The sequence below is a fragment of the uncultured Kordia sp. genome (genome assembly GCF_947489565.1).
Classification (GTDB): domain Bacteria; phylum Bacteroidota; class Bacteroidia; order Flavobacteriales; family Flavobacteriaceae; genus Kordia.
Map to the genome: position 1 here is coordinate 311,507 of NZ_CANLEA010000002.1, position 25,058 is coordinate 336,564.

The following is a 25,058-nucleotide window of genomic DNA, read 5'->3' on the forward strand; positions in this document are numbered from 1 at the left end:
TTTTTATATTTGAGTCTCACAGCAAAAATATTTCAAATGGCTATAAATTTACAAAAGGGACAAAAAATTGGAATTGGTTTGTCCAAACTGACTATAGGTTTAGGATGGGATCCAAATGAAGGAACTGGGCATGACTTTGATCTTGATGCTTCAGCATTTCTTTTAAATAAAGATCGAAGACTCGCAAAAGAGACTCATTTTATATTTTATAATAATTTAGAATCGCCTGATGGTTCTGTAACACACACAGGAGATGATCCAGATGGAAACTCTAGTGATGGTGACGATGATGAAGCAATCATTGTTGACTTAACTTTAATTCCTGATGATATTGAGGAAATTCTTTTTGTAGTAACTATCGAAGACTTCGAAGCAAGAAAACAAAACTTTGGACAAGTACGAAATTCATATATCAGAATTGTAGATGATTCTAAAAACGAAGTCGTAGCGAAATACGAATTGGACGAAGATTTCTCTATTGAAACTGCTGTTGAATTTGGTCGTTTATACAAACGTAATAACGAATGGAAGTTTGAAGCTTCTGGTATTGGATACAAAGAAGATTTAGGATATTTCGTAAACAAGTATTACTCAGGAGAAGTAATTAAATAATCAAGCATGGCAATAAACTTACAAAAAGGGCAACGAGAAAAATTGACTACAGGGAATTTTACTGTAGGATTAGGCTGGGATACAAATACAACAGCTACTGGTGCCGATTTTGACTTAGATGCATCCGTTTTTATTTTGGGTGACAATAAAAAAATACTAACCGATCAACATTTTGTGTTCTATAATAATTTAAAATCTCCTGATGGTGCTGTAGAGCATACGGGCGATAATAGAACTGGTGAAGGAGATGGAGATGACGAATCTATACGTATCGATTTATCTAAAATTGATGATAAAGCTACAGAAATCTGTATTGTAGTAACTATTGAAGACTACGAAGCAAGAAAACAAAACTTTGGACAAGTACGCAACTCTTTTGTTCGTATTGTAGACAATTCAAGTAACGAAGAAGTAATGAAGTTTGAACTGGATGAAGATTTTTCAGTGGAAACTGCAGTTGAATTTGGTAGAATATACAAGCGTAATGGCGAATGGAAATTTGAAGCCATTGGTACAGGTATGCCTGGTGGTCTTGGTGATTTCTTAAATAAATACAATTAATAACACATGGCTATTAATCTATCGAAGGGACAAAAAATTGATCTCAGAAAAAAAACGCCTTCAGGAGATTCTTCTAATTTATTAAAATTTTGTGTAGGTGTAAATTGGGGCGCTATTCAACGCTCATACACCATCGATGAAAAAAAAGGCGGCTTTCTTGGCTTTGGCGGTAAAACAGAAAAAGTACAAAAAACTTTCGTTGAAGCTGTAGATTTAGATGCAAGTTGTTGCATGTTTGATGCCAACAAAAGACTCGTAGATTCAGTTTCCTTTAGACAATTAAAATCTAATGATGGCTCTATAATTCATAGCGGTGATGACCGTGAAGGTGACACTGACGGTGATGACGGTTTAGACAATGAAATTATTTCTGTGGATTTAACTAAAATAAATCCATCCATTGATAAAATTGTTTTCTTCTTAAACAGTTATAAAAAGCAAGATTTTGCTACGGTTCCTTTCGCTTCTATTCGATTGTATGAAGGAACTCCAGATAGAGTATCGCAAATTTTTGCAACCTATGATGTTGCTTCCGACCCATCTTTCCAAGGATATGTTTCAATGGTTATGGGTGCACTCTACAAAAACAACGGCGAATGGAAATTCAATGCTATTGGAGATCCAACTTCAGCCAGTGACTTAACAGAAACTATAAACGTAATCTCTCAGAAATACGTATAAAAGATACTATTTAAAAACAATCAAAACTTTACATTAAGTAATAAACATTAAAACTAAAATCGACATGGCTATAAATTTAACCAAAGGGCAAAAAATTGACTTAAGAAAATCATCCGGAGAAAAACTTACTAACTTTTGTGTAGGTGTAAACTGGGGAGCAATAGAAACAATAAAAAAAGGCTTCTTTGGAGGTAAGAAAAAAGTTGTGGAAGATGTTGATTTAGACTTAAGCTGTATTATGACTGATACCAATGGAGAATTGGTTGATTGGATATATTCTCCAGAATACAATGGTTTCTTACAACAAAACAACTATCCATTAGGAAAGTTAAACTCTAAAGACGGTGCATTACGACACAGTGGTGATGACAGACAAGGAGATGTTGGAGGAGACGACGGACTTGACAATGAAATTATTAGCGTTGATCTAAATAGAGTAGATGCAAACGTTGACAAAATATTTTTCTTTTTAAATATTTATTTAAACAAAGGACAAAACTTTGACTTCTCTCATATTCCATTTGCAAAAATTAGAATGTACGAAGGAACTCCTACAAGAGTAAACAATGTTCACTCTAGCTACGATATCGTAACTGATGGATCATACGCTGGAAAAGGAGCATTAATTATGGGGAAATTATACCGTAGAAGTGGAGATTGGAAATTTGATGCTATTGGAGAACCATCTAACGACAAAATATTCCTTCAAACGATTCAAAAAATCTTAACGAACCACGCTAAATAATTATGAGAAAGCTACCAGTTTACGTTTTACTTGACACATCTGGCTCTATGATGGGAGAACCTATTGAAGCTGTTAAAAATGGCGTTCAATTAATGGTGAGTTCATTACGACAAAATCCGCAAGCAATTGAAACTGCTTTTTTAAGCATCATTACGTTTAATAGTACTGCACAACAAGTAGTTCCATTAACGGATTTAAGCTCCTTTCAAATACCAGATATTCAAGCCGGCGGAACTACAGCTATGGGCGGAGCCTTAGATATGCTAAGTAGATGTATTGACAATGAAGTTGCGTCTACTACTGCCGAAAGTAAAGGAGACTGGAAGCCCTTAGTTTTTATCATGACAGATGGAATTCCTACAGATGATATTCAACGAGGTCTCAGTGAGTTAAGAAAAAGACATACGGCAATTATAGTAGCTTGTGCCGCAGGAAGTGGTGCAGATACGTCTTTGCTAAAACAAATCACTGAAAATGTGGTAAGCTTAGATACTGCCGATAGTCACAGCATATCTCAATTCTTTGCTTGGGTAACAGCCTCTATCGGAGTTACCTCTGCGAAAGTAGAAGATTCAGGAAAAGAAGCAGGTGGCTTAAACGAATTGCCACCACCGCCAGATGAATTAAATATTGTATTGTAACATTAAACCAAATTATAAAAATCAAAAAATGAAAACCCTAGAAGAATTAAAGAAAGACATATTAGCAGATGGAATTATTGATGCTGGTGAAGTAAAAGAAATAGAAGCTGTATTGTTTGATGATGGAGTTATTGACCAAGAAGAAGCAGACTTTTTATTTGAACTAAATGACGCAGTTTCTGGAAAAGATAATGACAGTTCATGGACTGACTTGTTCGTGAAAGCTATTGCTAGTTTTGTTTTAGATGACGAAGGATCTAATGGTGAAATCGACGCAGATGAAGCAGCATATTTAGCAAAACAAATTGAAGGTGACGGACAGATAGACGCAACAGAGCTTGCGCTTTTAAAACACTTAAAACAAGCAACAGGAACACTTCCTGAGAACTTAGAAAATCTTTTAAAATAAACTTATGAGAAGACTTCCAGTATATTTCTTGTTGGATACCTCTGGTTCGATGTATGGAGAACCTATCGAAGCATTAAACAATGCTTTGTCGGGAATGATAAGTACATTACGTTCTGATCCGCAAGCTTCAGAAACCCTATGGATTAGTATCATTACATTTGATAGAGAAGTAAAAGAATTAATTCCGCTAACGGACTTACAATCATTTCAATTACCTGAAATTACTTGTCCGCAAAGTGGTCCAACATTTACTGGGAAAGCCTTAGATTTTCTGGCTCAAAAAGTTAAAAAAGACATCCGCAAGGGTACCGCAGAACAAAAAGGAGATTGGAGACCATTATTATTTTTATTTACTGATGGAAAACCCTCCGATGTGCAATTGTATCGAGAAGCTGTCCCTAAAATTAAGGCGATAAATTTCGGTACCATTGTAGGTTGTGCTGCTGGTCACCTTGCTGATGATGAAAAACTAAAAGAACTTACAGACACGGTAGTTCACTTGCAAACAACCGATAGCAATACATTGAAACAATTCTTTATGTGGGTTTCTGACACTATTGAACAAGGAAATAAAAGTATGGGAACTACTGATACTGTTTCTTTACCACCGCCACCAAGTGAAGATATTATTGTAATCTAATGGTGTTTCTTAAATTATGTGCTTTCTTACTAGTTATTTCATTATTCATATTTAGTAAGTTACATGCATACGAAGCTCGAATATTACCTAAATACAAAAAGGGATTTGGCTATATAACATCAGTCTTAAAGCCTATTCTGAATGCATTTAGTCAATTTTTTAAACCTCATCAAGTTGGTAATGGAATATCTATAGATACTACACAATTTGTACTACTAATTTTATTATTATTAATTTTAATGGCATGAGAAGATTACCTATATATTTTCTAATCGACGTTTCTGAATCTATGGTAGGCGATCCTATCAGCGAAGTACAAGACGGAATCGCAAATATTATCCAAGAACTAAAAACAGATCCGAGAGCACTTGAAACAGTGTGGATTTCAATTATAGTGTTTGCAGGAGAAGCTAAAACATTGGTTCCGCTGCAAGACATCATAAGTTTTTACCCACCAAAATTCCCTATTGGAAGTGGTACTTCTTTAGGAAAAGGTTTGGGACACTTAATGTTTGAACTTAGAAAAAATTTAGTGCGCACTACAGCACAACAAAAAGGAGATTGGAAACCTATTGTGTTTTTATTTACCGATGGTGTTCCTACAGATGATAGTAGTATCGCTATTAGAGAATGGCAAAATAACTGGAGATCTACCGCAAACTTAGTCGCAGTTTCTTTAGGTGATGGCGCAGATACACATATTCTAAATCAGCTTACAGAAAATATAATCCATCTTAAAAACACGGATCATACTGCGTATAAAGAATTCTTCAAATGGGTAACAGATTCCATTAAAACAAGCAGTGAAAGTGTTGAAAATAACAAATCTGGCTTTGAACTTGCCAATTTACGATCTGACAATTTAGAAGAAGTTGATGTCACCAAAGACATTCCAACTGAAAATAGAAATAAAGTAGACGATAACTTTGTTGTCATTAGCGCTTTGTGTCAAAACACCAAAAAGAACTATTTGATGAAGTATAAAAAAGTCATCAAACCATCCATGTTTGGCGGTGTAGAATTAGGTACAAAAGCATACAGACTTAATGGTGCGTATCAAGTAGATGATCATACGTACAAAGAATTATCAGGCAACAATGAAGTAAATTTCACAGTAAACACCGAAGAACTTATTGGCGCACCAACGTGCCCGTGTTGTGGAAATCAAATTGCATTTGCAGTATGTCAGTGTACGCAAATTCATTGTATTGGAGATGAAGAAGTTTCAACCTGTCCAGGCTGTGGAAACCAAGGAAGATACGGTGCCGGAACTGGCGGATTTGATGTAAATCGTACACAAGGATAATTCATGATTTCTCCAAATGAATACATAAAAAAATTACTCACTACTAAAAACAAAGTAATAAACGAACAATTGTTAGAAGAATTTAGTAATGACGAATATTTTCAACACAAAGCACAAACAATAATAGACATCCAAAACGAGATTATGGCAAAATGGGAAATCAATATGCGTATCATTGACTTCAAGAATGAAACCATTCGTGTTCCTAATGGCACGCAAAATATTCCATATACTCATACGATCAATAAGTTTCTTTTTGAGCAACATCATGTAGTTCAATATAGCTTTGAAGGTCTTGACGAACTTGGACTAGTTTTAGATGAAGAAACACTCACACTCGAAGGAACTCCAGAAATCAGTGGAAACCACAAAATAAAAATAAAATTTAAGGTTGAAGGTGAACCTGAAACTACTGAACCTAACGAGAAATTAATTGATATTGTCTTCAATCCAGATCCGAAATCACTTTGGAAAAATATTCCGAGTGATAAAGAAGCTATTTTTTGGAAAGAAGAAAACAAATCTGCTTCGGGTTCTTTAGGCGAAAAATCTATTATTGTATCTTCCAATAGAGGACGATCGCATCAAAATGACGGTAGTTTTAGAGATGATGATTTTGCATACAAACACTTTCCTGAAAACGACTGGAGTGTGATCGCTGTTGCCGATGGAGCAGGAAGCGCTATTTTTTCAAGAGAAGGTTCAAGAATTGCATGTACTGAAATTGTCAACTATTTCGAAACTGAAATTCTTCCAAGTAAAAAACTTGACGAAATTGAAGCGAAATTAGACGAGTTTGATGAAAATAGAGATGAAACAATCTTAGAAGAAACAAAAAACGAAGCTAAAAAACTGTTATACAAAGCGGTATTGCATACACACAATAAAATCAATACTGTAGCAGCAGAAACACACGAAAAATATTCAGAATTTTTCACAAAAAAGAACGCTTCCTATCATTCGGAATACTTTCATACCACATTGATTGTAACCGCTATGAAAAAAATAAAACTAGGATATGTACTTCTCACATTTGGTGTGGGCGATTGTCCAATTGGCATCGTAAAAAAAGACAAAACAAACGCTCGCTTATTAAATTGGTTGGATGTTGGTGAATTTGGTGGCGGCACACGCTTTATTACGCAACCTTCTATATTTCATTCGAAAGAAAGACCCATGGCAACTCGATTTAAAGTGCACATTATACCAGATTTCTCATACCTATTTTTAATGACAGATGGTATTTATGATCCAAAATTTGAAGTAGAAGCCAATTTAGAAAAAACTGAAAAGTGGCTTGAATTTATAGCAGATTTAGAAGGAGAAAATGAAGATGAAATAGGAGTTGATTTTGCCGCAGAATTACCAGAAGCCGAAGCACAACTGAGCAATTGGATGAATTTTTGGAGCAAAGGAAACCATGATGATCGAACTTTAGCAATCATTTATTAGAAACTTTAGTATGGCAACAAAAACAGTAACATCTATAATAAACACTAGCAAAACATATCAATACGTTGATAATGGAAACCCTATGCGTGGAGGAATGAAAGATGTATATTTCAGTCCTAACAAAGACTATGTTGTTGCCTTTTACAGAGATAAACAAAATTACAATTCTATTGAGCGATTAAAAAAAATCGTTACAACATATTACCAAAGCTTTTTTGAACGAGAAGGCGGCGATTATTATAAAAAATTATATTCTTGGCCTACAGATGTTATTTCTGAAAAAGACTTAATTGGCATTGTAGTACCAACGTATTCTAAAGATTTCTTTTTTGCGAAAGGATATGAAAATCTAGACTTACTGAAAGGTGCCGAAAAAGAAGGAAAATGGTATGCAAGTGCCAAATTTAGATCGAAAACTTCAAAATTGCGCTTGGCAAAATCTGAACTTGGAAACTGGTTGAGTTATTTTCAAGTATGTGTCAATATTGCACGTGGCGTAAAGCGATTGCATGCCGCTGGTTTGGCGCATTCCGATTTGTCCTATAAAAACGTATTGATTGATCCTGTATCGAAAACTGCTGCAATTATTGATATTGACGGTTTAGTCGTACCAGGATTATATCCACCAGAAGTTATTGGAACTGCCGATTTTATTGCGCCAGAAGTAATTGCTACCAAACATTTAGATGCCAAAGATCCGAACAGAAATTTACCAAACAGACTTACCGATTTACATGCGCTGGCAGTATTAATTTACATGTATCTGTTTTACAGACATCCATTGCGTGGCGGAAACTACTTTGGACAAATAGAAACAGAAGAAGAAGAAGATTTACTAATGGGCTCAAAAGCCTTGTTTGTTGAGCATCCAACCGATGACAGCAACCGTAATTTCAAACGAGAATACGGTGATAATGTCAAAAATTTTCATCCTTGGACCGATTTAAAAAGTACGCCCTACTCTATTGCAGGTCCGTACTTAAAAGAACTTTTTGATCAGGCATTCATAAAAGGGTTGCAAAACCCTAGAGAACGTCCAATTGCAGAAAGTTGGGAACAAGCTTTGATAAAAACAGACGATTTAAAACTAAAGTGTAGCAATGCAACCTGCGACCAACAATGGTTTATTTTTGACAATTCTAAAGTAACCAAATGCCCTTTTTGCAGCACACAATACAAACAATCTATTCCAATTTTAGACTTTTTCTTTCAGCTTGAACCGAATGTATGGAAGCCTGAAAATCAACGTTTGGTAATTTGTCACAATACCACATTACACAAATGGCATGTAGACAGAAATATCATCAGAAATGAAAAACTGACGAATTACGATAAAAAACGACTTGGTTACTTCGCTTTCCATAATGGAAAATGGTTACTTATCAATGAAAATTTAACCACACTAAAAGATGTATCTAACGATACGGAAATTCCACCTGGACAAAGCGTAGAACTCATCAACGGAAATAAAATACTTTTAGCTACCGACAAAGGAACAAGAGTAGCTACTATAACAATAACTAATCAATAAACTAACTGTACTATGTTGACTCTTTTTTCAATACTACTAATTGTGCTATGCTGTATCATTATATGGCGAGCAAGTGATGGCTTTGAAGCCGCCTCAGAATATTTGGGAAGAAATCTCAGTGAAGGTGTTCGTGGCGCAACCATTAATGCTATTGGCTCCTCGATGCCAGAGCTATTTACAACACTATTTTTCCTATTTGTATTGAAAGATCGAGATGGATTTGCTGGTGGAATTGGAACTACAGCAGGTAGTGCTATTTTTAATGGAATGATTATTCCTGCCGTTGTAATTTTAGTAGTAGTCTTAAAACGTGTTACCTCTCATGTAGAAGTGTCTAAAAAAGTACTTTTAAGAGATGGTATTTCGCTTTTAATCTGTGAATTGGTCTTAATATTCTTATTAGGAGACAACTCGTTAAATTGGACGCATGGACTTATTTTAATGGGATTATATGCAGCTTATGCAACGTATATGCTGACTTCCATGAAAAGATCTGGAGAAGATGAAGAGGAAGAAGACGAAGATGATGATGAGGAAGAAGATGAAGCTGATGCTGGATTTTTCATGAATCTTATTACACTAAACCTCGAACCTGTATTTGTAAAAGATAAAATCAACTCAAAAAATGGATGGGCATTATTAATTGCAACGATGCTTGTTATTGGTGGCGCTTGTTTATTATTAGTAAAATCATGTGAATGGTTAGGAGATGAACTAGAAATTCCTATCTACTTTATAGCAGTAATTTTAGCGAGTGCAGCGACAAGTGTACCAGATACTATTCTGTCTATGAAAGATGCTAAAAAAGGAAATTATGATGATGCTGTATCAAACGCATTAGGAAGTAATATTTTTGATGTATGTTTTGCCTTAGGTTTCCCATTATTCTTGTTTACAATTTTCTATGGACCAATTGCAATGTCTCCTGATACTGTTCAAAATGTATCAGAGTTAAGAATCTTGCTATTCATATTTACATTACTTGCGTTCATTATATACATCGCAAAGCCAAAAATGGGCATTATAAGCGCTGTATTATTACTTTTAATCTATGTGGTATTTACAGTATACATTTTCGGTAGATCTGTAGATTCTGGAGCTGCAGCAGAAGTTAGCTCATGGTTAGAAAGTATCAATAATTACATAGATACACTCAGATTCTGGAAGTAACGGAATCGTAGAAAATTATAAATAAGGCTTACTGAAAAGACAAAACTTTGTCAGTTCGAGCGCAGTTGAGAACAATAGAAAAATATGCGTTTCATTTGAATCTCGACTGCGCTCGATTTGACATTTTGAATAACTCTTCAATCAACCTTATTTTTTAGTAATATTATCCTAAGTTTTCAGGCTTTTTACCAAATCGACGCGTGTCTTCTTTGGTTAAGATTTTAAAGGTTTTTGCGCGTGGCACATTGCGTAGTGCTTCGTTAAATTGTGAAGGCAATCCAATTAATTGACGCGTTTTCAAATCGATCCAAGCGCCCATCATTTCACAGCTTGCAAAGTTTTTTCCATTCGCATCATAAAAATTATGAAGAAACTCGAAAAACATGCCGTCCTCACTTAATCCTGCAACTTCTAGCGATACTTTTACTGGTTTTCCAGGAAATGCCTCTTTAAAGTAATACATGTGTTCATAAAACACCACAGGACCAATATTGTTTTTGGCTAATTCTCTTTGCGTAAAACCATTTTCAATCAAAAAACCCATACGTGTATGACTCATAAAATTGATATATGCCGAGTTAGCTAAGTGACGATTTGCATCTAAATCACTCCAACGAATGTCAAATTCTTTAAAATACATTATATTTATTTTATTTTTTTATTTTCAAAAATAACATGCCAATAATTAAAAGTCATTACAATCCACCACTTATTTTTAAAAACGGGCATTTTTCTACTATCCATGCCGGTCTATACAGAAAGGTTTCTGGTGTTTACCATAAGCGAGAACGCATTACGTTACACGATCAAGATTTTATAGATTTAGACTGGAGTTTTGCTGCCTATCATAAAAATGTTTCCAAACTTATTGTGATTTTGCATGGTTTGGAAGGAAATGCGCAACGTGCATATATTAAAGGAACTGCCAAAATCTTTAATCGCAATGGATATGATGCGGTTGCCATGAATTTTAGAAGTTGTAGCGGAGAACCAAACCGTTTGTACAGAGCTTACAATGCTGGTGCTACCGAAGATTTACGAGAAGTTATTGAACATATTTTGACCAACCATTCTCAATATTCTCATATTATTTTAAAAGGATTTAGCTTAGGCGGAAATATGCTGTTAAAGTATTTGGGCGAACCCATTCCTGTTCCTACTGAAATAAAAGCGGCAATTGCGGTTTCTGCGCCTTGCCAATTAGAAGGTTCTTTAAAACAGATGCGTCGTGTAGAAAATTATTTGTATAGTAGAATGTTTATTAAAAATTTGCGAAAAAAGTTAGTAGACAAACACAAGTCTTTTCCTAGTTTAATCAGTCTAGAAGATATCAAAAAAGCAAATTCAATGTTTCTCATTGATAATTTATACACTTCCAAAGCACATGGTTTTAATGATGCGGCCGATTATTATAAAAAGTGTTCTTCCAAACAGTTTATTCCATACATTAAAATTCCGACCTTATTGATTAATGCGAAGAATGATTCGTTTTTGTCCAAGAGTTGTTTTCCTATTGAAGAAGCCGAACAGCATGAAAATTTCTATTTAGAAATTCCGAAATACGGCGGACATGTTGGTTTTTATAATACTGGAGGTGTTTATTATAACGAAAAAAGAGCCTTTGATTTTGCTACTTTGGCCTAAAATGTGAATTCCGTTGGTGAATCCGTATGGCTTTTTGCGACAATAATATTCCGACTGCCAAAGACATAAATGCACCAGTAACAACTCCTGGAATATAACGGATAAACAAAAAGAAATCATATGTTCCATGGAATACTGTTGCCAAACCTAATCCAATAAGGTTGAACTTAATTCGTTTTCTGGAAAATTTGGCTTTTCCCATATAATATCCCATAATAATCCCAAAAGTAGCATGTGCAGGAACAGCTGTAAAAGCTCTGTAAAGCGCAACTTCAATGCCTCCTTGAAACGAATTGGCTAAATTTTCTGTGACGGCAAATCCCATAGAAACCATCACAGCATACATAATACCATCGTAGGGTTCGTCAAACTCTTTGTGACGTTGCGCAAAATAACGTACAAAAATATACTTGCTAAATTCTTCCACCAAAGCCACTACAATAAAGGCTTTAAGGAATTGAATCCAGATAACAGGCATTTCTAATTCTGGAAAATATTGTGAAGTAACTAAATGAGAAACCGAAGAAATTAAAATACTACCAATGGCTCCTAATAAAAAACATATAAATAGGAGGTGTCGCGGTTCTTTATCATATTTATCACTGTAATAGATATAAATTATGACCAACAGCGCAGGAGCAATGGATAATAATATTAATGGCATTAGGTTATTTTCTCAAAAATAAAAAAACAAGAGATAAAAAGAAGCATTTCTTAAGGTTTATCCTATAAATAACTCTAAAAATATTTTTATTGAAAGTCTTGAAAACATACAGAATAGACATGCATAAACGAAGGCGTTGTCACTAATTTTATTATTTTTGCCGTATGATAAAATCTATGACAGGATTCGGAAAGTCTGTAGAACAGCTTCCGTCTAAAAAAATAACGATTGAGTTAAAATCACTCAATAGCAAAAGTTTAGATTTGAATGCGCGTATTCCTTCTTCTTACAGGGAAAAAGAATTGCTAATGCGTAAAAAAATTGCCAAAACGTTATTGCGTGGAAAAGTTGATTTTTCTTTGTATATAGAAATGACTGCAGAGCAAACTTCAACGGTAATTAACAAGGCAGTTGTAAAAGAATACATGAATCAGCTTCGTGAAATTCAGCCAGATGCCAACGATGTAGAGTTGTTGAAAATGGTAGTTCGCATGCCAGATTCTTTAAAAACGGAACGTGAAGAAATTGACGAAAAAGAGTTTGACGTAATTTTAAATGCCTTACAACATGCTATTTCTCAATTGGATGAATACCGAATTGCTGAAGGAAAAGTGTTGGAAAAAGACTTTTTGTTTCGTGTAGAAAATATTTCTGCGTTGCTTCAAAAAGTAATTGATATGGACGATGAACGTATGGTTTCTGTAAAAACACGTTTGCGTCGTGCACTGGATGATTTGAAAGAACAAGTAGATGAGAATCGTTTCGAACAAGAGTTAATTTATTACTTAGAAAAATTCGACATCACAGAAGAAAAAGTACGTTTGGCAAATCACTTAGATTATTTTTCAAAGTCTTTAAATTCTGATGATTCTAATGGAAAAAAACTAGGATTCATTACACAAGAAATTGGTCGTGAAATCAATACAATAGGTTCTAAATCCAATTACGCGCCCATGCAACAATTGGTCGTACAAATGAAAGATGAATTGGAAAAAATTAAGGAACAACTATTAAACGTATTGTAATGAAAAAAGGAAAACTAATTGTATTTGCTGCTCCATCTGGTGCTGGAAAAACCACTATTGTACATCATCTATTAGGTATTCCTGAATTAAATTTAGAGTTTTCTATCTCGGCAGCTTCTCGTGAAAAACGAGGAAATGAAGTGGAAGGAAAAGACTATTATTTTTTATCTCCAAAAGATTTTAGACAGAAAATTAAAAATAAAGAGTTTTTAGAGTGGGAAGAAGTGTATCCTGAAAACTATTACGGAACGCTACAAACAGAAGTAGATCGTATTTGTAATACAGGAAAGAATGTCATTTTTGATATTGATGTAGTTGGCGCGTTGCGAATTAAACGAAAATTCCCAGAAGAAACCTTGACCGTTTTTGTAGAGCCGCCACATATCAATGAATTGATTGTTCGTTTGAAAAACCGAAAAACCGAAAGTCAAGAAAAAATTAATATGCGCATTGCCAAAGCACCTGCTGAAATGGCAAATGCACCACAGTTTGATGTTAGAATTATGAATGACGATTTAGCAACTGCAAAAGCAGAAGCAGAACGCATAGTTGCTGAGTTTTTAGAAATTGATAAAGTATAAGCAGATGAAAATTGGTTTGTATTTTGGTACGTTTAACCCTATTCATATTGGACATTTAGCAATTGCCAACCACATGGCCGAATACAGCGATTTAGACGCGATTTGGATGGTGGTTACACCTCATAATCCATTTAAGAAAAAAAGTTCTTTATTGGACAATCATCATCGCTATGAAATGGTCATGATTGCTACCGAAGACTATCCAAAAATTAAACCTAGCAAGATAGAGTTTGATTTGCCGCAACCTAATTATACCGTAAATACCTTAGCGCATTTACAAGAAAAATATCCAAACGACGAGTTTTGCCTAATTATGGGCGAAGACAACTTGAAAAGTTTGCATAAGTGGAAAAACTACGAAGTAATTTTGGAAAACCACCATGTGTATGTGTATCCGCGTATTTCTGAAGGAACTGTGGAACATCAATTTACAGACCATCCAAAAATTCATAAAGTAGCGGCTCCTATCATGGAGATTTCTTCTACTTTTATTCGAAATGCGATCAAAGAAACTAAAAATTGCAAACCCTTATTACCGCAAAATGTGTGGAAATATGTGGATGAAATGAATTTTTATAGAAAGTAAATTTAGTCTAGACTTTCTTAGACTTGTTAGACTTTTAGGGAATTAGTAAATTTTAGTATACAAATGCTCTTCATTATTTTCCATGTCTACCAACACTAAAATGTCATCATTTTGACTTGGCGCATCTTTCAATTCGTAGCATTTTGAAAAGTTTTCTTTGTCGTCAATAATTTTTACAAACAAGGAACTATAGGCACTATATTCATCACATTTTGTAGAAACAGTGTAATGATATGGCTTTCCTTCTTCGTTTTCAGAATACGATTTCCCAACACCATTTTGACGAAATTCTAATTTTTCTGCTGGATTTTCCTGTGATACCCAAGCACCAATGATTTCTTTTTTGGGAGCTACAAAAGCAGTAATCACCATTAAAATCAATAATAATACAGTAAGCGGAATGATTATTAAAGCACGTTTTTTCTTCATGGTGTTACTATTTTTAGGCTAGGCAATATTAGAAAGATTTCAAGATACCGCACAAGGGGACTTTTCCCCTTTTTTATAGTATTTTCACCACAAATTGTATATAAATTCTTAATTCGAAAGGTTTTCAGCTTCTTTAAGCATCTAAAACAGGAATTCGCAACACTTGTCCAGGGTAAATTAAATCTGGATCTGTCAGCATAGGTTTGTTGGCTTCAAAAATTTCTGGGTATTTCATCGCGTTGCCATAATATTGCTTTGCAATTTTCCCCAATGTATCACCTTTTGCTACTGTATGAAATTGTGCTTCGGGTGCTTTTTCTTCCACATCCATTTGGTCGTCTACCATGGCAATTCCCATTGTATTTCCGGCAACCAACACTACTTTTTCTTTCGTCGATTGATCTATGGCTGTTCCAGAAACGATGGCCGTGTCACCATCAAGAGAAACGCATAAATTTTCAACGTGCAAATTTAAATCGTGAATAGCTTCAGTAATGGCTGCTTCTGCATTGGTTTTTTCATCAACGGTATTTTCTGTAGATGTTACAGTTTCTTCTGTAGTGTTTCCTCCAAATATTTTGTTTCCTACATCTTTTATAAAAGCAAATAAACTCATGTTTTTTAGGTATTAGGTTTTTGGCGCTAGGTGTTCGTTTTATTATTTGAAAGATATAAAAATAGTAGAGCAATTAAAAATGTAATTCTTAAAAAAGAAACAGCCTTTACACGAATGTAAAGACTGTTTCTAAACTAAATAACCAACCAAAGTTTTTATATCTTATTTCGCAAAGTCGTTCTTGTTGAACTTCTTATTGATAATTTTTTTACGTTTTTTATCAGATTGTTTCAATTTTGTTGAACTTCCGTCACTTGATGGACGTAAGTATTGAATGTATCCTCTTCCATTAAACTCATAGGTTGTTCCTGAATCTGGATGGAATAACTCTATCGTCTGGTCATTAATAACGTTCAATTCGAAATATTCATTGTCTAGGTAATCATAATCTAATGTTAAAACTTTCGCATATGGATCACCTTCTACATCATATACCGTGTATATTCCTTCGTAATCGTATATCAAATCTGCAATTGGAGTCTCTTCTGTATCTGTTGAAGATAAGAACGTATCGTCATTTCCACCAGCTAAAAAGGTTAAGAAATTTTCATTATCAAACTCATTCAACATTCCTTCTTGACTTGTATATACTTTTTTCCAAGCTGTAAATTCTTGTAATAAGTAGTGAATATTATCATAGAATACAAAGTCATAATCAAAGTTTGAACGCTGATATCCTGTTAAGTAATAACTGGTATTACTTGCTGCGTCGTACATACGAATTCTGTTTGCACTTAATTGATCAACTCGTAATGGATAGAAACCATCAATATCATGATCAATCTCTACAGTGTCAAAATTAGTTCCGTACGCTCCAACATCAATTCCATATCCGTTTCCATTGGTTCCAATTCCCGAAATGTTGTTGTTTGCGTAAAAAGTTCCATTAATAAATGATACTGTAAATGCTCGTTGTAAAAATGGTACTTCACCATTTCCAGTTGTTTGATTAATATTTATATACCACAATTCATACGAGCTTAACAACTGATTTAACGAAATTCCTGGCTCGTCTATAATTGGGTCTTCTACAATAACTTCTGTATAACATGAACTCATCATAGAACTAAATAATGTAATTGCTAAAAGTAATTTTAAAGTTTTCATAAGCCAATCGTTTTGTTGTTGATGCTTAATTACTTTCAAAACGTGTGCCAAAAAACAAAATGTAGTTGAATTCTATAAAGCAATTTCAAATTAGAAGAAAGTGTGTAATGACTTTACCAGATAACTTCTTGTGACTTAACACTTAAACATGCATATCTTGGAATTTTGTTTTTACCTTGTTTTAAAGTGCCAAAAACTTATTTTTCTTCGAGTTGTAAATCCTAGTTTTTCATACAGTTTAATTGCTCCAATATTGGAAGCCGCTACATGTAAATAGGGAGTTTTGTTTTGATTAAATATATGTGTAGTCGTTTGTTTGATTAATTGTTTCGCATAGCCTTTTCCGGTATGTTCAGGATGCGTCACTACAGCACTTACTTCTGTAAATTCATTCATTTTCATGCGTTCGCCAGTAACAGCTACTAGTTTCCCTGCTTTGTAAATTCCGAAATAGCTTCCTAAATCTGCTGTTTTATCATTAAAATAACCTGGTTGTACCAGATTCACCAAATCAAATAAAGCTGCTTTTTGAGCTTCTGTTGTTAATTCAACAATCTCTTCATTGATGGCAACGTCGATCGTTTTTTTCAGAACCATTTGATGGCAAATTAGATTGTTATGTAACGTCAGTTCATTTGAAAACAATGGTTTTTCTCCAACAATATAAAAACTATCCACCAACTGCGAATACGCGTTCATGCTATTCATTACATCATGAGACTTTATAAAACCTCCAAAAGGACAATAAGATGGATGGTAAAATGCAACCTCATCATACGTCACAGCATGGTTTTTATGTGTTTCCTGTAAAGAATTCCAAACAGGATTATCTAACTTCTTTTCTATGTTCATATTTACTATAATGAATCAACAGTCTTTCAATTTTCTTTGTGTAATGGAAAGATACTTAAAAAACTTCATTTCAGTTTTTGAGTAAACTTCTGATTTTCAGGAGTCACATTACAACGATATTTTGTGTATTTTTGAATCATAGATGAACCTTTTATGGACAACAAATTAAAATACGCCGTTTTCGGAGCGGGAAGCTGGGCAACTGCCATCGTAAAGATGCTTTGTGAAAATTTAGACGAAGTTGGATGGTATATGCGTAGCGTATATACAAAAGAACATTTGCTAAAAGAACAACACAACCCAAGTTATTTAAGTTCTGTAGAATTTAATACGAATAAGTTGAAAATAAGTAATGAATTTGATGAAATTGCTTCGTATGCAGATGTATTGATTTTTGTAATTCCTTCCGCTTTTATTTATGGCGAATTGCAAAAGTTAACGGTTGATATTACGGATAAAGTTGTTGTTTCTGCCGTAAAAGGAATCATTCCAGAATCTGGTTTATTGGTCGGCGAACATTTTCATGATGTATACAAAATTCCTTTTGAAAATATTGCTGTGATTGCTGGTCCTTGTCATGCGGAAGAAGTTGCGTTGGAACGTTTGTCGTATTTAACCATTTCTTGTGCCGATCAAGTGAAAGCGCAGGCTATTGCAGATCAATTGTCAAGCAATTATATCAAAACCAAAGTGAGTGATGATGTCATTGGTACTGAATATGCTGTGATGCTGAAAAACATATATGCCATCGCTGCAGGAATTGCGCATGGACTCGGTTATGGAGATAATTTTCAAAGTGTATTGATGAGTAATGCCATTCGCGAGATGAAACGCTTTATCAAAAAAGTACACAAGATGAAGCGTAATATTAATAATTCTGCCTACTTGGGCGATTTATTAGTAACTGGATATTCGGTATTTTCTCGAAATCGTATGTTCGGAAATATGGTTGGAAAAGGATACACGGTAAAATCTGCGCAAATGGAAATGAACATGGTTGCCGAAGGATATTATGCAACTAAAAGTGCTTTCTTACTGAATCAGAAGAACGAAAAGAAAACACAAATTCCAATTATTGAAGCTGTCTACGCTATTTTATATCAGAATAAAAATCCTAAGAAAGTATTTAAAAAGCTAACGGATAAGTTGGATTAATTTAATTTGATGATTTGAAAACGAATTCTTTTTCTAGTTATTTATATCCTTTGTAAAGCCTTTTTTAATACCTCTGGATTCTTTTGATTGTTCCAAAATAAAAGTAATGCAATAGAATTTTGATTAGGATATATTCTATAAAACAGTGTTGTCTGTTTTGAGATTACTAAAGAATGTATATTATTGGTTGAATACTTTTTTCCTTCAATAATACCGCAAGATAAGTTTTCAATAAATTCATTAACGAGAGCGACAAAAGCATTCACTTCTTTTGAAGTCCATTTTGATTTAATAAAATCTAACTCATCAAAATACGAATGTTTGGCATACGGTGTCCACGAAACTGTAATTTTGGACATTTATTACTTGGTAAGATTATATTTTTTTCTCACTTCTTCCGTGACTTTATCATGTGGTGTAAGTTCACCTCGATCAGCTTGTGCTGCACTTTCTAAAAGTAATTCTTGAATAGGAGTCGGTAATTCTTGAAAAGTGTCTGGATGTTGTAACTTATTTTTTTCAGCAAAATCAAAAACTTCTTTTAAATAAGATATGTTATCAGTATTTAAAAGTTGCATTATTTTATTTCTTAACTCTATTGCTCCCATTTTAATAAGTCTACACTATCAAATATACGTAAATTATGATAAATCAATTATATAAAGGAAAGGCTTAAATCGTATGCTGACTTTATGAATATGTTTTCAGATGACGTTCAATAATAACTAAAAATTATAGATTATGAGATACTGAATCAAGTTCAGCATGACGCAACAAAGAACTACATACGTAAAGTATTTACACGAAGCTTATCAAAGCAAAGCAATACTAAAGCGTAAGCGTGACTAATAATCTAAAAGCAAAGCGAATCTAACAATCTACTTAACCAAAATACCTTTTGTATCCATTAACGGAATTGGCTGAAATGCCTTCGTATTAATGGTGTTTTTTCTAAATAAATATGTTTTGTCGTACATTTTATTTCCTTCAAAGAAAGTCACACGAAATTCGTTATTGAGCGCAAATACATCTTCTTGCATCCATTCTGCTTTTGCATACGATTTTGCTGGTAATTTTTCCAGCTTATGGCGCATTGTAGAAGTTTCTCTTTCTGCATCATATCCGCGAGAAACCACTAATATCATCTCCAAATCTACCTCCTTATCATTGATGATATATGCGTTCCAATCGTCTGTTTTGTAGATTTCGTTATACTCTTGTACAACGGCCATATAAACGCCTTCTACTACAGGGATTTCAATATCTTTTTTCATCCTAAATTATAATGCTGACTTGAATTGCTCTAAGAAGCGAACATCATTTTCACTTAACAAACGAATGTCTCCAATTTGGTATAACAACATCGCAATACGATCGATTCCCATACCAAAGGCAAAACCTGAATATTCTTTAGAATCAATACCACAGTTTTCCAACACATTCGGATCTACCATTCCACAGCCCATGATTTCTAACCAACCAGTTCCTTTCGTGATTTTGTAGTCAGTTTCTGTCTCCAATCCCCAATACACATCTACTTCTGCACTTGGCTCTGTAAACGGGAAGTATGATGGACGCAAACGGATTTTTGACTTTCCAAACATCTCTTTGGTAAAGTGCTGCAAGGTTTGTTTTAAATCTGCAAAACTTACATCTTTGTCTATGTATAATCCTTCTACTTGATGGAAAAAGCAGTGTGAACGCGCCGAAATCGCCTCATTACGATATACTCTACCTGGAGAAATTGTACGAATTGGTGGCTGATTATTTTCCATATAACGAACTTGCACAGAACTTGTATGCGTTCGTAATAAAATATCTGGATTGGTTTGAATGAAAAATGTATCCTGCATATCACGTGCTGGATGATATTCTGGAAGATTCAATGCCGTAAAGTTATGCCAATCATCTTCTATTTCTGGTCCTTCTGAAACATTAAATCCAATACGAGCAAAAATCTCTGTAATTTGATCTTTTACTAAAGAAATAGGATGACGCGCACCAATTTCAATGGGTTGTGCCGGACGTGTTAAATCGCCATACACACCTTTTTCTTCCGCCTTATTTTCTAAAGCTTCTTTGAGCGCATTGACTTTTTCTTGAGCAACGGTTTTTAATTTATTAATCGTTTGCCCAAACTCTTTCCTTTGTTCATTCGGAACATTCTTAAACTCAGCAAAAAAATCATTCAATAATCCTTTTTTTCCTAAGTATTTAATTCTGAAGTTTTCTATATCTTCTTTTGCTTGTGTTGTAAATTTTTCAACTTCCGCAATATGTTCCTTGATCTTATCTATCATGACGATATTTTGATTTAGCTTGCAAATTTAGCAAAAACTAGCATTATTCAATGTATTCCTTGTCTAAAAAGTAATTGACAATAGCTTCTTTCATCAATACAGTTTGTTCTCCTGCTTTTAGCGTTGGCAGTTCTTCTTTAAACTTATAATGCGGCCAGCCATCATCGTCAAAATAATCAAATTCGTAGTAACCATATGGTTCTAACAAGCGGCAAATGGCAATATGCATCAAATTTACTTTGTCATCTTTTTTAAACGTACGATGAATTTGCCCAAGTTCTTGCACACCAATTAAGTAAATAATTGCGTCCAAATCTAAGGTGTCACCTTCTGCAAATTGATGCGTTAGTTTTTCTACAACCGTATTCCAACGTTCCTTTAATACTTCGTCTCTTGCCATTGTTGCTGTCTTTTCCGCTGCAAAGGTAGTCAACGCGTATTGATATTCTTATTTTTCAAATAAAAAACTTGTCTATACAGCAAAGCGTGCTGGAATTTCTGTGCGCAATGCATCAAATTGTAACAAAAGACAATAAAACACTACCAATAATAGTTCTATATTTGTTAAAACTCGATATTCATGAACTTTATTGACATCATTTTAGGCGGCGTTATTGTCCTTGGGTTTGTACGCGGACTTATGAAAGGACTTTTCGTTGAAATTGCTTCACTGGTAGCATTGATTGCTGGATTATATGGCGCGATTCACTTTTCATATTTTGCGGGCGACTTTTTAGTTGAGAATTTCCCAACTTGGGAAGAGAAGTATGTCAATTTAACGGCCTTTGCTATTACTTTTATTGCTATTTTAATTGCGGTAACCATGGCTGGAAAGTTATTGACAAAAGTGGCTGATTTTGCTTCACTAGGAATTTTGAATAAGATTTTAGGTGGCGCTTTTGGCGGATTGAAAATGGCCGTAATTGTTGGAGCTGCATTAGTGTTTTTTGAACGCACCAATAATACCATGACATTTGTAGAGCAAGATAAAATTGACGGATCTGCATTGTATGAACCTGTAAAAAATGTTGGTGGATTTGTGTTTGCTTATGTGTTAGAAGAAACCAATAAAAGTAATGTATTGGAATCATTTAATACGGATAAAACAAAGCAAGCAGATGAAAATAAAGCACAGGAAAACGATTTAAAAGAGATTGAAGAAAACGAAAACTAATATGTATGTGTGAAAAATGTGCGCATCCTGAGATGGAGCATCTTCATGATGAAAATGCCATCAAACCTTTGCAAAAAAAGCTGAAAACAACTGCTTTGAAAGTCAAATTAAAACAAGAAAAATTAACTTCTAATCAATAATAGATAGCTAAAAACTACTTTATAATTCATGTGTGAACATTGCTCCGGTTTTGCGACAGAACGTTTTTTTTCGCATCAAGATTTTGCTGCGTTTGAAAAAGCCTTTGAACAAAAGTGCTTAGATGGCACCTTTGTTCGTGTAGTCAATTCAAATCAAATTTCGCAAAACTCCTTAGAAACTACTTTCGAATGTACGCATTGCAATACCGATTGGATATTATCGGCTCCTGAAAATAGTTGGCGCGGGTATTTTTTACCCGAAAATCGACTTGCTACCAATAATGACACTTATGAATATGAGTCTACCAACAACAATACATTCAACAACAACACATTTCAAGCAAATTTCAACGGAAAAAAAGGAAATTGTGGTTGCTGTTTAGCAATGTTTCTTGGGATTTTGGCACTGATTATTTATCTTATTTACAGTGTATTTGATTTTATTCTTGATTTGTTGTTTTAGTGCTTAACTAGCAGTTCCGCTACCACCATCTTCATATTCTACAATCTCTGTTTCAGAAGTCATTCCAGACATGGAACCTCCTTTTATTGAAGCCAATTCTTGTAATGTTTGTACCTGTTGCGTATTCTTAATTTCTTTTAGACTGCGTTTTTTCATGACTAAAGATTTATGGTTATACATTTTAATTTTAGCTATTTAAATCCTAAAAACACCTGTTGTACACCAGTAGTTTCTGTTAAAATTATTTTAAAAATAATACAAAAACATGTGTACAAGTAAAAGATTTTAGCTAATTTACGGCATTACTTATGCAAAAGTAAATTCCCTCAGTTTGATTAATATACAATTTATATTGTAAAAGTATAGCCAATACCACTTAATTAGAATTTAGAACAAACTAATATTAAACCTTAAAACAATTATGAAGAAAACATTCTTATTAGCAATTGCACTTGTATCATTTTTTATGGTAAGTTGTGGAAGTGAAATCGAAAACGACGTAGCAAAACTAGCAGATATACAATGCCAGATGATGGGATTAGAAGAAAAATTTAAATCGGGTGATGCTGACGCAATGAAAGAAGTAAAAGAACTTCAAGAAAAGATGATGACTATGGCAGCGGAATTTAAAGACAAGTATACTACTGAGGAAGATCAAAAGAAATTTGCAGCAGCTATCGAAGAAGCTATAAAAAATCAAGATTGCGGAAAGTAATATAGATTTTTAATTTATTTTACTTGTAGCAAATCTATATAGTAAAGAAACCCATCAAATTCTAAATGCTTGATGGGTTTTTGTTTTTATACCTTTTCTTTAAAAAAGCAACTATTATTTTGGTTCACATAATGTGTCACAAGATGGCGGTGTTGTAATAAATGCTCTTCCTCTTCCTGTTATTTGTTCTTTCTCAAAAGAAGATATTACAACTTTTTTAAGCTTCATTTTTTTTAATGATTGTTTTTTCATAATGTTTAAAAATTTAGAGTTTGTATAATTATTGATTTTATAATTTGTTAGCTTTTATGGAGTGTTAAAATCCATTGCAACCTATACATGTAAATAAAAAATTAAGCGTTGCCAGGGAAAGAAGAAGCACATACTCTGCACGCTCGAAGTTTTGCAAGATTGAAATCAACGTTTCCAACACTGATTCCGTTCATCATGTCTATAGAACCTATAATACAACCGCCTGCTCCTCCTAGTGTTACTCTTAACGTGTCTCCCCAATGATTACAGAATGGTTGTCCTTGAAAGCAATAAAAAGCATCTATTAATAAGTTTTCAAATCTGAATGTCACCGTTCCATTAAAAGAATCGTCCGTAATTTTTAATCCATTGTACAAATCCTCTTCCCAATAACCAGAATTAATAGATTGAAATACAAAGTCACAACCATCTAAAAATGAAACTCCTTGCGAAGTCAGTTTTGTATATATGCTTACAAATTCATTTTCAGAAACTGTAATCCATTCACTATTTAAATACACCTGATTATTTGTAACTCTGGCATCTCTTGATTGCGTTTTCAATTGTGTTCTTGCTGATGTCATCGTTTTTTCGTCCTCTTGAAATTCTGGATCATTCACTTGACATGAGTTTACAATAAACAATAAGAACAATAAAAGTGTGGTTGGTTTTAAAATTTTCATAAGTACATAAATTAGTTCCTCTACTCTGTTACAATAAGGTTTTTCGAGTTCCACCGTTACATAGAAATGTAATTACCGTAAGTATATAGACTAATTAAGTTGTGAGAAAATTATAGTTTGAAAATGGAGTAAATGCGTTTATTTTTGTTGTAAACGCAACGAATGTATTTCTTAAATAATTGTAGAAGACATTTGTTTTAGTTTTTGAATTAAAGCTGCTTTTCTACGATACGAAATAGGAAGTTTAATCGCGTCTAAAGCTACAAATCCTCCGCGTCCATTGTCAAAAGAAGAGACTTGGTTTAAATTGACCACATAGGAACGATGTATTTGAAAGAAGGAGTTTGGAAATATGTTTTGATAGTTTGATAGCGGATTGCGCAGTAAGAAACTAGATTTGTTTTTTAAATGCCATTTGGTGTATTGATTTTGCGCTTCTAGGTATACAATATCTTCAAACTTGACAATCATGTGTTTCTTTTTATCATTGATCATAATAATTTTTTCATCATTGATTTTTTGTACATCCATGACTTCTTTGATGTCTGTGAGCAATTTTAAATCTTCTATTTTTTTCTTTGCCTTTTCTACTGCGGCTAGCAAATCTTTAATGATGATAGGTTTCAAAATATAATCAAGTGCATTTTTTTTAATAGCTTCGATAGCATAATGATCGTAGCCTGTAACAAGAATTGCTGCAAATTCAGGTTGTTTAAAATAATCTAAAACAGTTAATCCTAAACCATCTTTGAGTTCTATGTCTAAAAATACAAGGTTGGGGTTTTTCTCTTTTATGATCGTAATAGCATCTTTTACGGTATCTGTATCGCCTATAATGGAAACATCTTTGCAGTAATTTTTAATAAAGTTCTTTAGTAAGTTTTTACTTTTTGGTTCATCTTCTACAATAATTGCTTTTATCAT

Annotated in this window: 35 protein-coding genes; 20 read left to right on the top strand and 15 right to left on the bottom strand. The window is 33.8% G+C overall.

Annotation, left to right across the window (positions count from 1 at the left end; translation table 11 throughout):
• Nucleotides 1–36 precede the first annotated feature (36 nt).
• From Q0845_RS03935 to Q0845_RS03985, 11 genes are all read left to right on the top strand, one after another.
• Nucleotides 37–612: a TerD family protein gene (locus Q0845_RS03935; RefSeq protein WP_298509459.1), complete on the top strand. Its 576-nt coding sequence runs from the start codon at nt 37–39 to the stop codon at nt 610–612.
• A 6-nt stretch (nt 613–618) separates the two neighbouring features.
• Nucleotides 619–1,173, top strand: coding sequence for a TerD family protein (locus Q0845_RS03940; RefSeq protein WP_298509460.1), 555 nt, complete (start codon nt 619–621; stop codon nt 1,171–1,173).
• Nucleotides 1,174–1,179: 6 nt separating this feature from the next.
• The gene (locus Q0845_RS03945) at nt 1,180–1,854 is read left to right on the top strand and encodes a TerD family protein (RefSeq protein WP_298509461.1); all 675 of its coding nucleotides are present in this window, start codon (nt 1,180–1,182) and stop codon (nt 1,852–1,854) included.
• A 64-nt stretch (nt 1,855–1,918) separates the two neighbouring features.
• On the top strand, nt 1,919–2,599 hold the full coding sequence (locus Q0845_RS03950; RefSeq protein WP_298509462.1) for a TerD family protein: 681 nt from the start codon (nt 1,919–1,921) through the stop codon (nt 2,597–2,599).
• Between the two features lie 2 nt (nt 2,600–2,601).
• Entirely contained in the window at nt 2,602–3,240 is a 639-nt protein-coding gene (locus tag Q0845_RS03955) for a VWA domain-containing protein (RefSeq protein ID WP_298509463.1), read from the top strand.
• Nucleotides 3,241–3,268: 28 nt separating this feature from the next.
• Nucleotides 3,269–3,649: a TerB family tellurite resistance protein gene (locus Q0845_RS03960; RefSeq protein WP_298509465.1), complete on the top strand. Its 381-nt coding sequence runs from the start codon at nt 3,269–3,271 to the stop codon at nt 3,647–3,649.
• Nucleotides 3,650–3,653: 4 nt separating this feature from the next.
• Nucleotides 3,654–4,289 (top strand): VWA domain-containing protein, encoded by a 636-nt coding sequence (locus Q0845_RS03965; RefSeq protein ID WP_298509468.1) that lies wholly within the window; start codon nt 3,654–3,656, stop codon nt 4,287–4,289.
• A 244-nt stretch (nt 4,290–4,533) separates the two neighbouring features.
• Nucleotides 4,534–5,595, top strand: a complete 1,062-nt coding sequence (locus tag Q0845_RS03970) for a TerY-C metal binding domain-containing protein (RefSeq protein WP_298509470.1) — start codon at nt 4,534–4,536, stop codon at nt 5,593–5,595.
• A gap of 3 nt (nt 5,596–5,598) precedes the next feature.
• Nucleotides 5,599–7,047 (top strand): PP2C family serine/threonine-protein phosphatase, encoded by a 1,449-nt coding sequence (locus tag Q0845_RS03975; protein ID WP_298509473.1) that lies wholly within the window; start codon nt 5,599–5,601, stop codon nt 7,045–7,047.
• A gap of 10 nt (nt 7,048–7,057) precedes the next feature.
• On the top strand, nt 7,058–8,578 hold the full coding sequence (locus Q0845_RS03980; RefSeq protein WP_298509476.1) for a kinase: 1,521 nt from the start codon (nt 7,058–7,060) through the stop codon (nt 8,576–8,578).
• Between the two features lie 12 nt (nt 8,579–8,590).
• Nucleotides 8,591–9,748 carry a sodium:calcium antiporter gene (locus Q0845_RS03985; protein WP_298509479.1) on the top strand — a complete coding sequence of 386 codons (1,158 nt, stop codon included), beginning with the start codon at nt 8,591–8,593 and terminating at the stop codon, nt 9,746–9,748.
• A 163-nt stretch (nt 9,749–9,911) separates the two neighbouring features.
• Here Q0845_RS03985 and Q0845_RS03990 read toward each other — a convergent pair whose 3' ends face one another.
• A complete protein-coding gene (locus Q0845_RS03990; protein ID WP_298509482.1) occupies nt 9,912–10,388 on the bottom strand; it encodes a thioesterase family protein in 477 nt (158 codons plus the stop codon).
• Nucleotides 10,389–10,423: 35 nt separating this feature from the next.
• Between Q0845_RS03990 and Q0845_RS03995 the strand changes: the two genes are divergently transcribed.
• A complete protein-coding gene (locus Q0845_RS03995) occupies nt 10,424–11,392 on the top strand; it encodes an alpha/beta fold hydrolase (protein WP_298509485.1) in 969 nt (322 codons plus the stop codon).
• Here the strand turns inward: Q0845_RS03995 and Q0845_RS04000 are convergent.
• Nucleotides 11,379–12,056 (bottom strand): PrsW family glutamic-type intramembrane protease, encoded by a 678-nt coding sequence (locus tag Q0845_RS04000; RefSeq protein WP_298509487.1) that lies wholly within the window; start codon nt 12,054–12,056, stop codon nt 11,379–11,381. The two genes, Q0845_RS03995 and Q0845_RS04000, sit on opposite strands and share 14 nt — an antisense overlap.
• 176 nt (nt 12,057–12,232) lie before the next feature.
• Between Q0845_RS04000 and Q0845_RS04005 the strand changes: the two genes are divergently transcribed.
• Genes Q0845_RS04005 through nadD form a run of 3 tightly spaced genes read left to right on the top strand, consistent with a single transcriptional unit; the run spans nt 12,233 to nt 14,248 of the window.
• On the top strand, nt 12,233–13,081 hold the full coding sequence (locus tag Q0845_RS04005) for a YicC/YloC family endoribonuclease (protein ID WP_298509490.1): 849 nt from the start codon (nt 12,233–12,235) through the stop codon (nt 13,079–13,081).
• Nucleotides 13,081–13,662: a guanylate kinase gene (gene gmk, locus Q0845_RS04010; protein ID WP_298509492.1), complete on the top strand. Its 582-nt coding sequence runs from the start codon at nt 13,081–13,083 to the stop codon at nt 13,660–13,662. The genes Q0845_RS04005 and gmk overlap by 1 nt, the downstream gene beginning before the upstream one ends.
• A gap of 4 nt (nt 13,663–13,666) precedes the next feature.
• Nucleotides 13,667–14,248 (top strand): nicotinate (nicotinamide) nucleotide adenylyltransferase, encoded by a 582-nt coding sequence (nadD, locus tag Q0845_RS04015; protein ID WP_298509495.1) that lies wholly within the window; start codon nt 13,667–13,669, stop codon nt 14,246–14,248.
• Nucleotides 14,249–14,290: 42 nt separating this feature from the next.
• Here nadD and Q0845_RS04020 read toward each other — a convergent pair whose 3' ends face one another.
• The 4 genes from Q0845_RS04020 to Q0845_RS04035 all read right to left on the bottom strand — a co-directional run bounded on the left by Q0845_RS04020 (nt 14,291) and on the right by Q0845_RS04035 (nt 17,252).
• A complete protein-coding gene (locus Q0845_RS04020) occupies nt 14,291–14,677 on the bottom strand; it encodes a hypothetical protein (protein ID WP_298509497.1) in 387 nt (128 codons plus the stop codon).
• Between the two features lie 133 nt (nt 14,678–14,810).
• On the bottom strand, nt 14,811–15,293 hold the full coding sequence (lysM, locus tag Q0845_RS04025) for a peptidoglycan-binding protein LysM (protein WP_298509500.1): 483 nt from the start codon (nt 15,291–15,293) through the stop codon (nt 14,811–14,813).
• A 162-nt stretch (nt 15,294–15,455) separates the two neighbouring features.
• A complete protein-coding gene (locus Q0845_RS04030; protein WP_298509502.1) occupies nt 15,456–16,400 on the bottom strand; it encodes a nicotinic acid mononucleotide adenyltransferase in 945 nt (314 codons plus the stop codon).
• Between the two features lie 171 nt (nt 16,401–16,571).
• Nucleotides 16,572–17,252 (bottom strand): GNAT family N-acetyltransferase, encoded by a 681-nt coding sequence (locus tag Q0845_RS04035; RefSeq protein ID WP_298509505.1) that lies wholly within the window; start codon nt 17,250–17,252, stop codon nt 16,572–16,574.
• A 153-nt stretch (nt 17,253–17,405) separates the two neighbouring features.
• Between Q0845_RS04035 and Q0845_RS04040 the strand changes: the two genes are divergently transcribed.
• Nucleotides 17,406–18,407, top strand: coding sequence for an NAD(P)H-dependent glycerol-3-phosphate dehydrogenase (locus Q0845_RS04040; RefSeq protein WP_298509507.1), 1,002 nt, complete (start codon nt 17,406–17,408; stop codon nt 18,405–18,407).
• A gap of 41 nt (nt 18,408–18,448) precedes the next feature.
• On the opposite strand, the gene Q0845_RS04045 is transcribed toward Q0845_RS04040, so the two are convergent.
• From Q0845_RS04045 to Q0845_RS04065, 5 genes are all read right to left on the bottom strand, one after another.
• A complete protein-coding gene (locus Q0845_RS04045; RefSeq protein WP_298509510.1) occupies nt 18,449–18,766 on the bottom strand; it encodes a hypothetical protein in 318 nt (105 codons plus the stop codon).
• A gap of 3 nt (nt 18,767–18,769) precedes the next feature.
• Nucleotides 18,770–19,015 (bottom strand): hypothetical protein, encoded by a 246-nt coding sequence (locus tag Q0845_RS04050; protein WP_298509513.1) that lies wholly within the window; start codon nt 19,013–19,015, stop codon nt 18,770–18,772.
• A gap of 270 nt (nt 19,016–19,285) precedes the next feature.
• Entirely contained in the window at nt 19,286–19,681 is a 396-nt protein-coding gene (locus Q0845_RS04055; protein ID WP_298509516.1) for a hypothetical protein, read from the bottom strand.
• Nucleotides 19,682–19,687: 6 nt separating this feature from the next.
• Nucleotides 19,688–20,707, bottom strand: a complete 1,020-nt coding sequence (pheS, locus tag Q0845_RS04060) for a phenylalanine--tRNA ligase subunit alpha (RefSeq protein ID WP_298509518.1) — start codon at nt 20,705–20,707, stop codon at nt 19,688–19,690.
• Between the two features lie 43 nt (nt 20,708–20,750).
• Entirely contained in the window at nt 20,751–21,107 is a 357-nt protein-coding gene (locus tag Q0845_RS04065) for a hypothetical protein (protein WP_298509521.1), read from the bottom strand.
• 180 nt (nt 21,108–21,287) lie between these two features.
• On the opposite strand from Q0845_RS04065, the gene Q0845_RS04070 reads away from it, so the two are divergent.
• Genes Q0845_RS04070 through Q0845_RS04080 form a run of 3 tightly spaced genes read left to right on the top strand, consistent with a single transcriptional unit; the run spans nt 21,288 to nt 22,484 of the window.
• On the top strand, nt 21,288–21,881 hold the full coding sequence (locus tag Q0845_RS04070) for a CvpA family protein (RefSeq protein ID WP_298509523.1): 594 nt from the start codon (nt 21,288–21,290) through the stop codon (nt 21,879–21,881).
• 5 nt (nt 21,882–21,886) lie between these two features.
• Nucleotides 21,887–22,021, top strand: a complete 135-nt coding sequence (locus Q0845_RS04075) for a hypothetical protein (RefSeq protein WP_298509527.1) — start codon at nt 21,887–21,889, stop codon at nt 22,019–22,021.
• 28 nt (nt 22,022–22,049) lie between these two features.
• Nucleotides 22,050–22,484, top strand: coding sequence for a hypothetical protein (locus tag Q0845_RS04080; protein WP_298509529.1), 435 nt, complete (start codon nt 22,050–22,052; stop codon nt 22,482–22,484).
• 3 nt (nt 22,485–22,487) lie between these two features.
• Here the strand turns inward: Q0845_RS04080 and Q0845_RS04085 are convergent, their stop codons facing one another.
• The gene (locus Q0845_RS04085) at nt 22,488–22,640 is read right to left on the bottom strand and encodes a hypothetical protein (RefSeq protein WP_298509532.1); all 153 of its coding nucleotides are present in this window, start codon (nt 22,638–22,640) and stop codon (nt 22,488–22,490) included.
• A gap of 265 nt (nt 22,641–22,905) precedes the next feature.
• Here Q0845_RS04085 and Q0845_RS04090 point away from each other — a divergent pair, with 265 nt between their 5' ends.
• Nucleotides 22,906–23,199: a hypothetical protein gene (locus Q0845_RS04090; protein ID WP_298509535.1), complete on the top strand. Its 294-nt coding sequence runs from the start codon at nt 22,906–22,908 to the stop codon at nt 23,197–23,199.
• Nucleotides 23,200–23,313: 114 nt separating this feature from the next.
• Here the strand turns inward: Q0845_RS04090 and Q0845_RS04095 are convergent, their stop codons facing one another.
• The 3 genes from Q0845_RS04095 to Q0845_RS04105 form a co-directional block, all read right to left on the bottom strand.
• Nucleotides 23,314–23,451, bottom strand: a complete 138-nt coding sequence (locus tag Q0845_RS04095) for a hypothetical protein (protein WP_298509537.1) — start codon at nt 23,449–23,451, stop codon at nt 23,314–23,316.
• Nucleotides 23,452–23,552: 101 nt separating this feature from the next.
• Complete coding sequence (locus Q0845_RS04100; RefSeq protein ID WP_298509540.1) at nt 23,553–24,134, bottom strand: hypothetical protein; 582 nt, start codon at nt 24,132–24,134, stop codon at nt 23,553–23,555.
• A gap of 171 nt (nt 24,135–24,305) precedes the next feature.
• Complete coding sequence (locus tag Q0845_RS04105; protein WP_298509543.1) at nt 24,306–25,058, bottom strand: LytTR family DNA-binding domain-containing protein; 753 nt, start codon at nt 25,056–25,058, stop codon at nt 24,306–24,308.

What these genes read in the sequence shown, in the direction of transcription:
- Q0845_RS03935 (WP_298509459.1), top strand. Translation starts at nt 37, where the DNA reads ATGGCTATAAATTTACAAAAGGGACAAAAAATTGGAATTGGTTTGTCC.
- Q0845_RS03940 (WP_298509460.1), top strand. Translation starts at nt 619, where the DNA reads ATGGCAATAAACTTACAAAAAGGGCAACGAGAAAAATTGACTACAGGG.
- Q0845_RS03945 (WP_298509461.1), top strand. Translation starts at nt 1,180, where the DNA reads ATGGCTATTAATCTATCGAAGGGACAAAAAATTGATCTCAGAAAAAAA.
- Q0845_RS03950 (WP_298509462.1), top strand. Translation starts at nt 1,919, where the DNA reads ATGGCTATAAATTTAACCAAAGGGCAAAAAATTGACTTAAGAAAATCA.
- Q0845_RS03955 (WP_298509463.1), top strand. Translation starts at nt 2,602, where the DNA reads ATGAGAAAGCTACCAGTTTACGTTTTACTTGACACATCTGGCTCTATG.
- Q0845_RS03960 (WP_298509465.1), top strand. Translation starts at nt 3,269, where the DNA reads ATGAAAACCCTAGAAGAATTAAAGAAAGACATATTAGCAGATGGAATT.
- Q0845_RS03965 (WP_298509468.1), top strand. Translation starts at nt 3,654, where the DNA reads ATGAGAAGACTTCCAGTATATTTCTTGTTGGATACCTCTGGTTCGATG.
- Q0845_RS03970 (WP_298509470.1), top strand. Translation starts at nt 4,534, where the DNA reads ATGAGAAGATTACCTATATATTTTCTAATCGACGTTTCTGAATCTATG.
- Q0845_RS03975 (WP_298509473.1), top strand. Translation starts at nt 5,599, where the DNA reads ATGATTTCTCCAAATGAATACATAAAAAAATTACTCACTACTAAAAAC.
- Q0845_RS03980 (WP_298509476.1), top strand. Translation starts at nt 7,058, where the DNA reads ATGGCAACAAAAACAGTAACATCTATAATAAACACTAGCAAAACATAT.
- Q0845_RS03985 (WP_298509479.1), top strand. Translation starts at nt 8,591, where the DNA reads ATGTTGACTCTTTTTTCAATACTACTAATTGTGCTATGCTGTATCATT.
- Q0845_RS03990 (WP_298509482.1), bottom strand. Translation starts at nt 10,388, where the DNA reads ATGTATTTTAAAGAATTTGACATTCGTTGGAGTGATTTAGATGCAAAT.
- Q0845_RS03995 (WP_298509485.1), top strand. Translation starts at nt 10,424, where the DNA reads ATGCCAATAATTAAAAGTCATTACAATCCACCACTTATTTTTAAAAAC.
- Q0845_RS04000 (WP_298509487.1), bottom strand. Translation starts at nt 12,056, where the DNA reads ATGCCATTAATATTATTATCCATTGCTCCTGCGCTGTTGGTCATAATT.
- Q0845_RS04005 (WP_298509490.1), top strand. Translation starts at nt 12,233, where the DNA reads ATGACAGGATTCGGAAAGTCTGTAGAACAGCTTCCGTCTAAAAAAATA.
- gmk (WP_298509492.1), top strand. Translation starts at nt 13,081, where the DNA reads ATGAAAAAAGGAAAACTAATTGTATTTGCTGCTCCATCTGGTGCTGGA.
- nadD (WP_298509495.1), top strand. Translation starts at nt 13,667, where the DNA reads ATGAAAATTGGTTTGTATTTTGGTACGTTTAACCCTATTCATATTGGA.
- Q0845_RS04020 (WP_298509497.1), bottom strand. Translation starts at nt 14,677, where the DNA reads ATGAAGAAAAAACGTGCTTTAATAATCATTCCGCTTACTGTATTATTA.
- lysM (WP_298509500.1), bottom strand. Translation starts at nt 15,293, where the DNA reads ATGAGTTTATTTGCTTTTATAAAAGATGTAGGAAACAAAATATTTGGA.
- Q0845_RS04030 (WP_298509502.1), bottom strand. Translation starts at nt 16,400, where the DNA reads ATGAAAACTTTAAAATTACTTTTAGCAATTACATTATTTAGTTCTATG.
- Q0845_RS04035 (WP_298509505.1), bottom strand. Translation starts at nt 17,252, where the DNA reads ATGAACATAGAAAAGAAGTTAGATAATCCTGTTTGGAATTCTTTACAG.
- Q0845_RS04040 (WP_298509507.1), top strand. Translation starts at nt 17,406, where the DNA reads ATGGACAACAAATTAAAATACGCCGTTTTCGGAGCGGGAAGCTGGGCA.
- Q0845_RS04045 (WP_298509510.1), bottom strand. Translation starts at nt 18,766, where the DNA reads ATGTCCAAAATTACAGTTTCGTGGACACCGTATGCCAAACATTCGTAT.
- Q0845_RS04050 (WP_298509513.1), bottom strand. Translation starts at nt 19,015, where the DNA reads ATGGGAGCAATAGAGTTAAGAAATAAAATAATGCAACTTTTAAATACT.
- Q0845_RS04055 (WP_298509516.1), bottom strand. Translation starts at nt 19,681, where the DNA reads ATGAAAAAAGATATTGAAATCCCTGTAGTAGAAGGCGTTTATATGGCC.
- pheS (WP_298509518.1), bottom strand. Translation starts at nt 20,707, where the DNA reads ATGATAGATAAGATCAAGGAACATATTGCGGAAGTTGAAAAATTTACA.
- Q0845_RS04065 (WP_298509521.1), bottom strand. Translation starts at nt 21,107, where the DNA reads ATGGCAAGAGACGAAGTATTAAAGGAACGTTGGAATACGGTTGTAGAA.
- Q0845_RS04070 (WP_298509523.1), top strand. Translation starts at nt 21,288, where the DNA reads ATGAACTTTATTGACATCATTTTAGGCGGCGTTATTGTCCTTGGGTTT.
- Q0845_RS04075 (WP_298509527.1), top strand. Translation starts at nt 21,887, where the DNA reads ATGTGTGAAAAATGTGCGCATCCTGAGATGGAGCATCTTCATGATGAA.
- Q0845_RS04080 (WP_298509529.1), top strand. Translation starts at nt 22,050, where the DNA reads ATGTGTGAACATTGCTCCGGTTTTGCGACAGAACGTTTTTTTTCGCAT.
- Q0845_RS04085 (WP_298509532.1), bottom strand. Translation starts at nt 22,640, where the DNA reads ATGAAAAAACGCAGTCTAAAAGAAATTAAGAATACGCAACAGGTACAA.
- Q0845_RS04090 (WP_298509535.1), top strand. Translation starts at nt 22,906, where the DNA reads ATGAAGAAAACATTCTTATTAGCAATTGCACTTGTATCATTTTTTATG.
- Q0845_RS04095 (WP_298509537.1), bottom strand. Translation starts at nt 23,451, where the DNA reads ATGAAAAAACAATCATTAAAAAAAATGAAGCTTAAAAAAGTTGTAATA.
- Q0845_RS04100 (WP_298509540.1), bottom strand. Translation starts at nt 24,134, where the DNA reads ATGAAAATTTTAAAACCAACCACACTTTTATTGTTCTTATTGTTTATT.
- Q0845_RS04105 (WP_298509543.1), bottom strand. Translation starts at nt 25,058, where the DNA reads ATGATAAAAGCAATTATTGTAGAAGATGAACCAAAAAGTAAAAACTTA.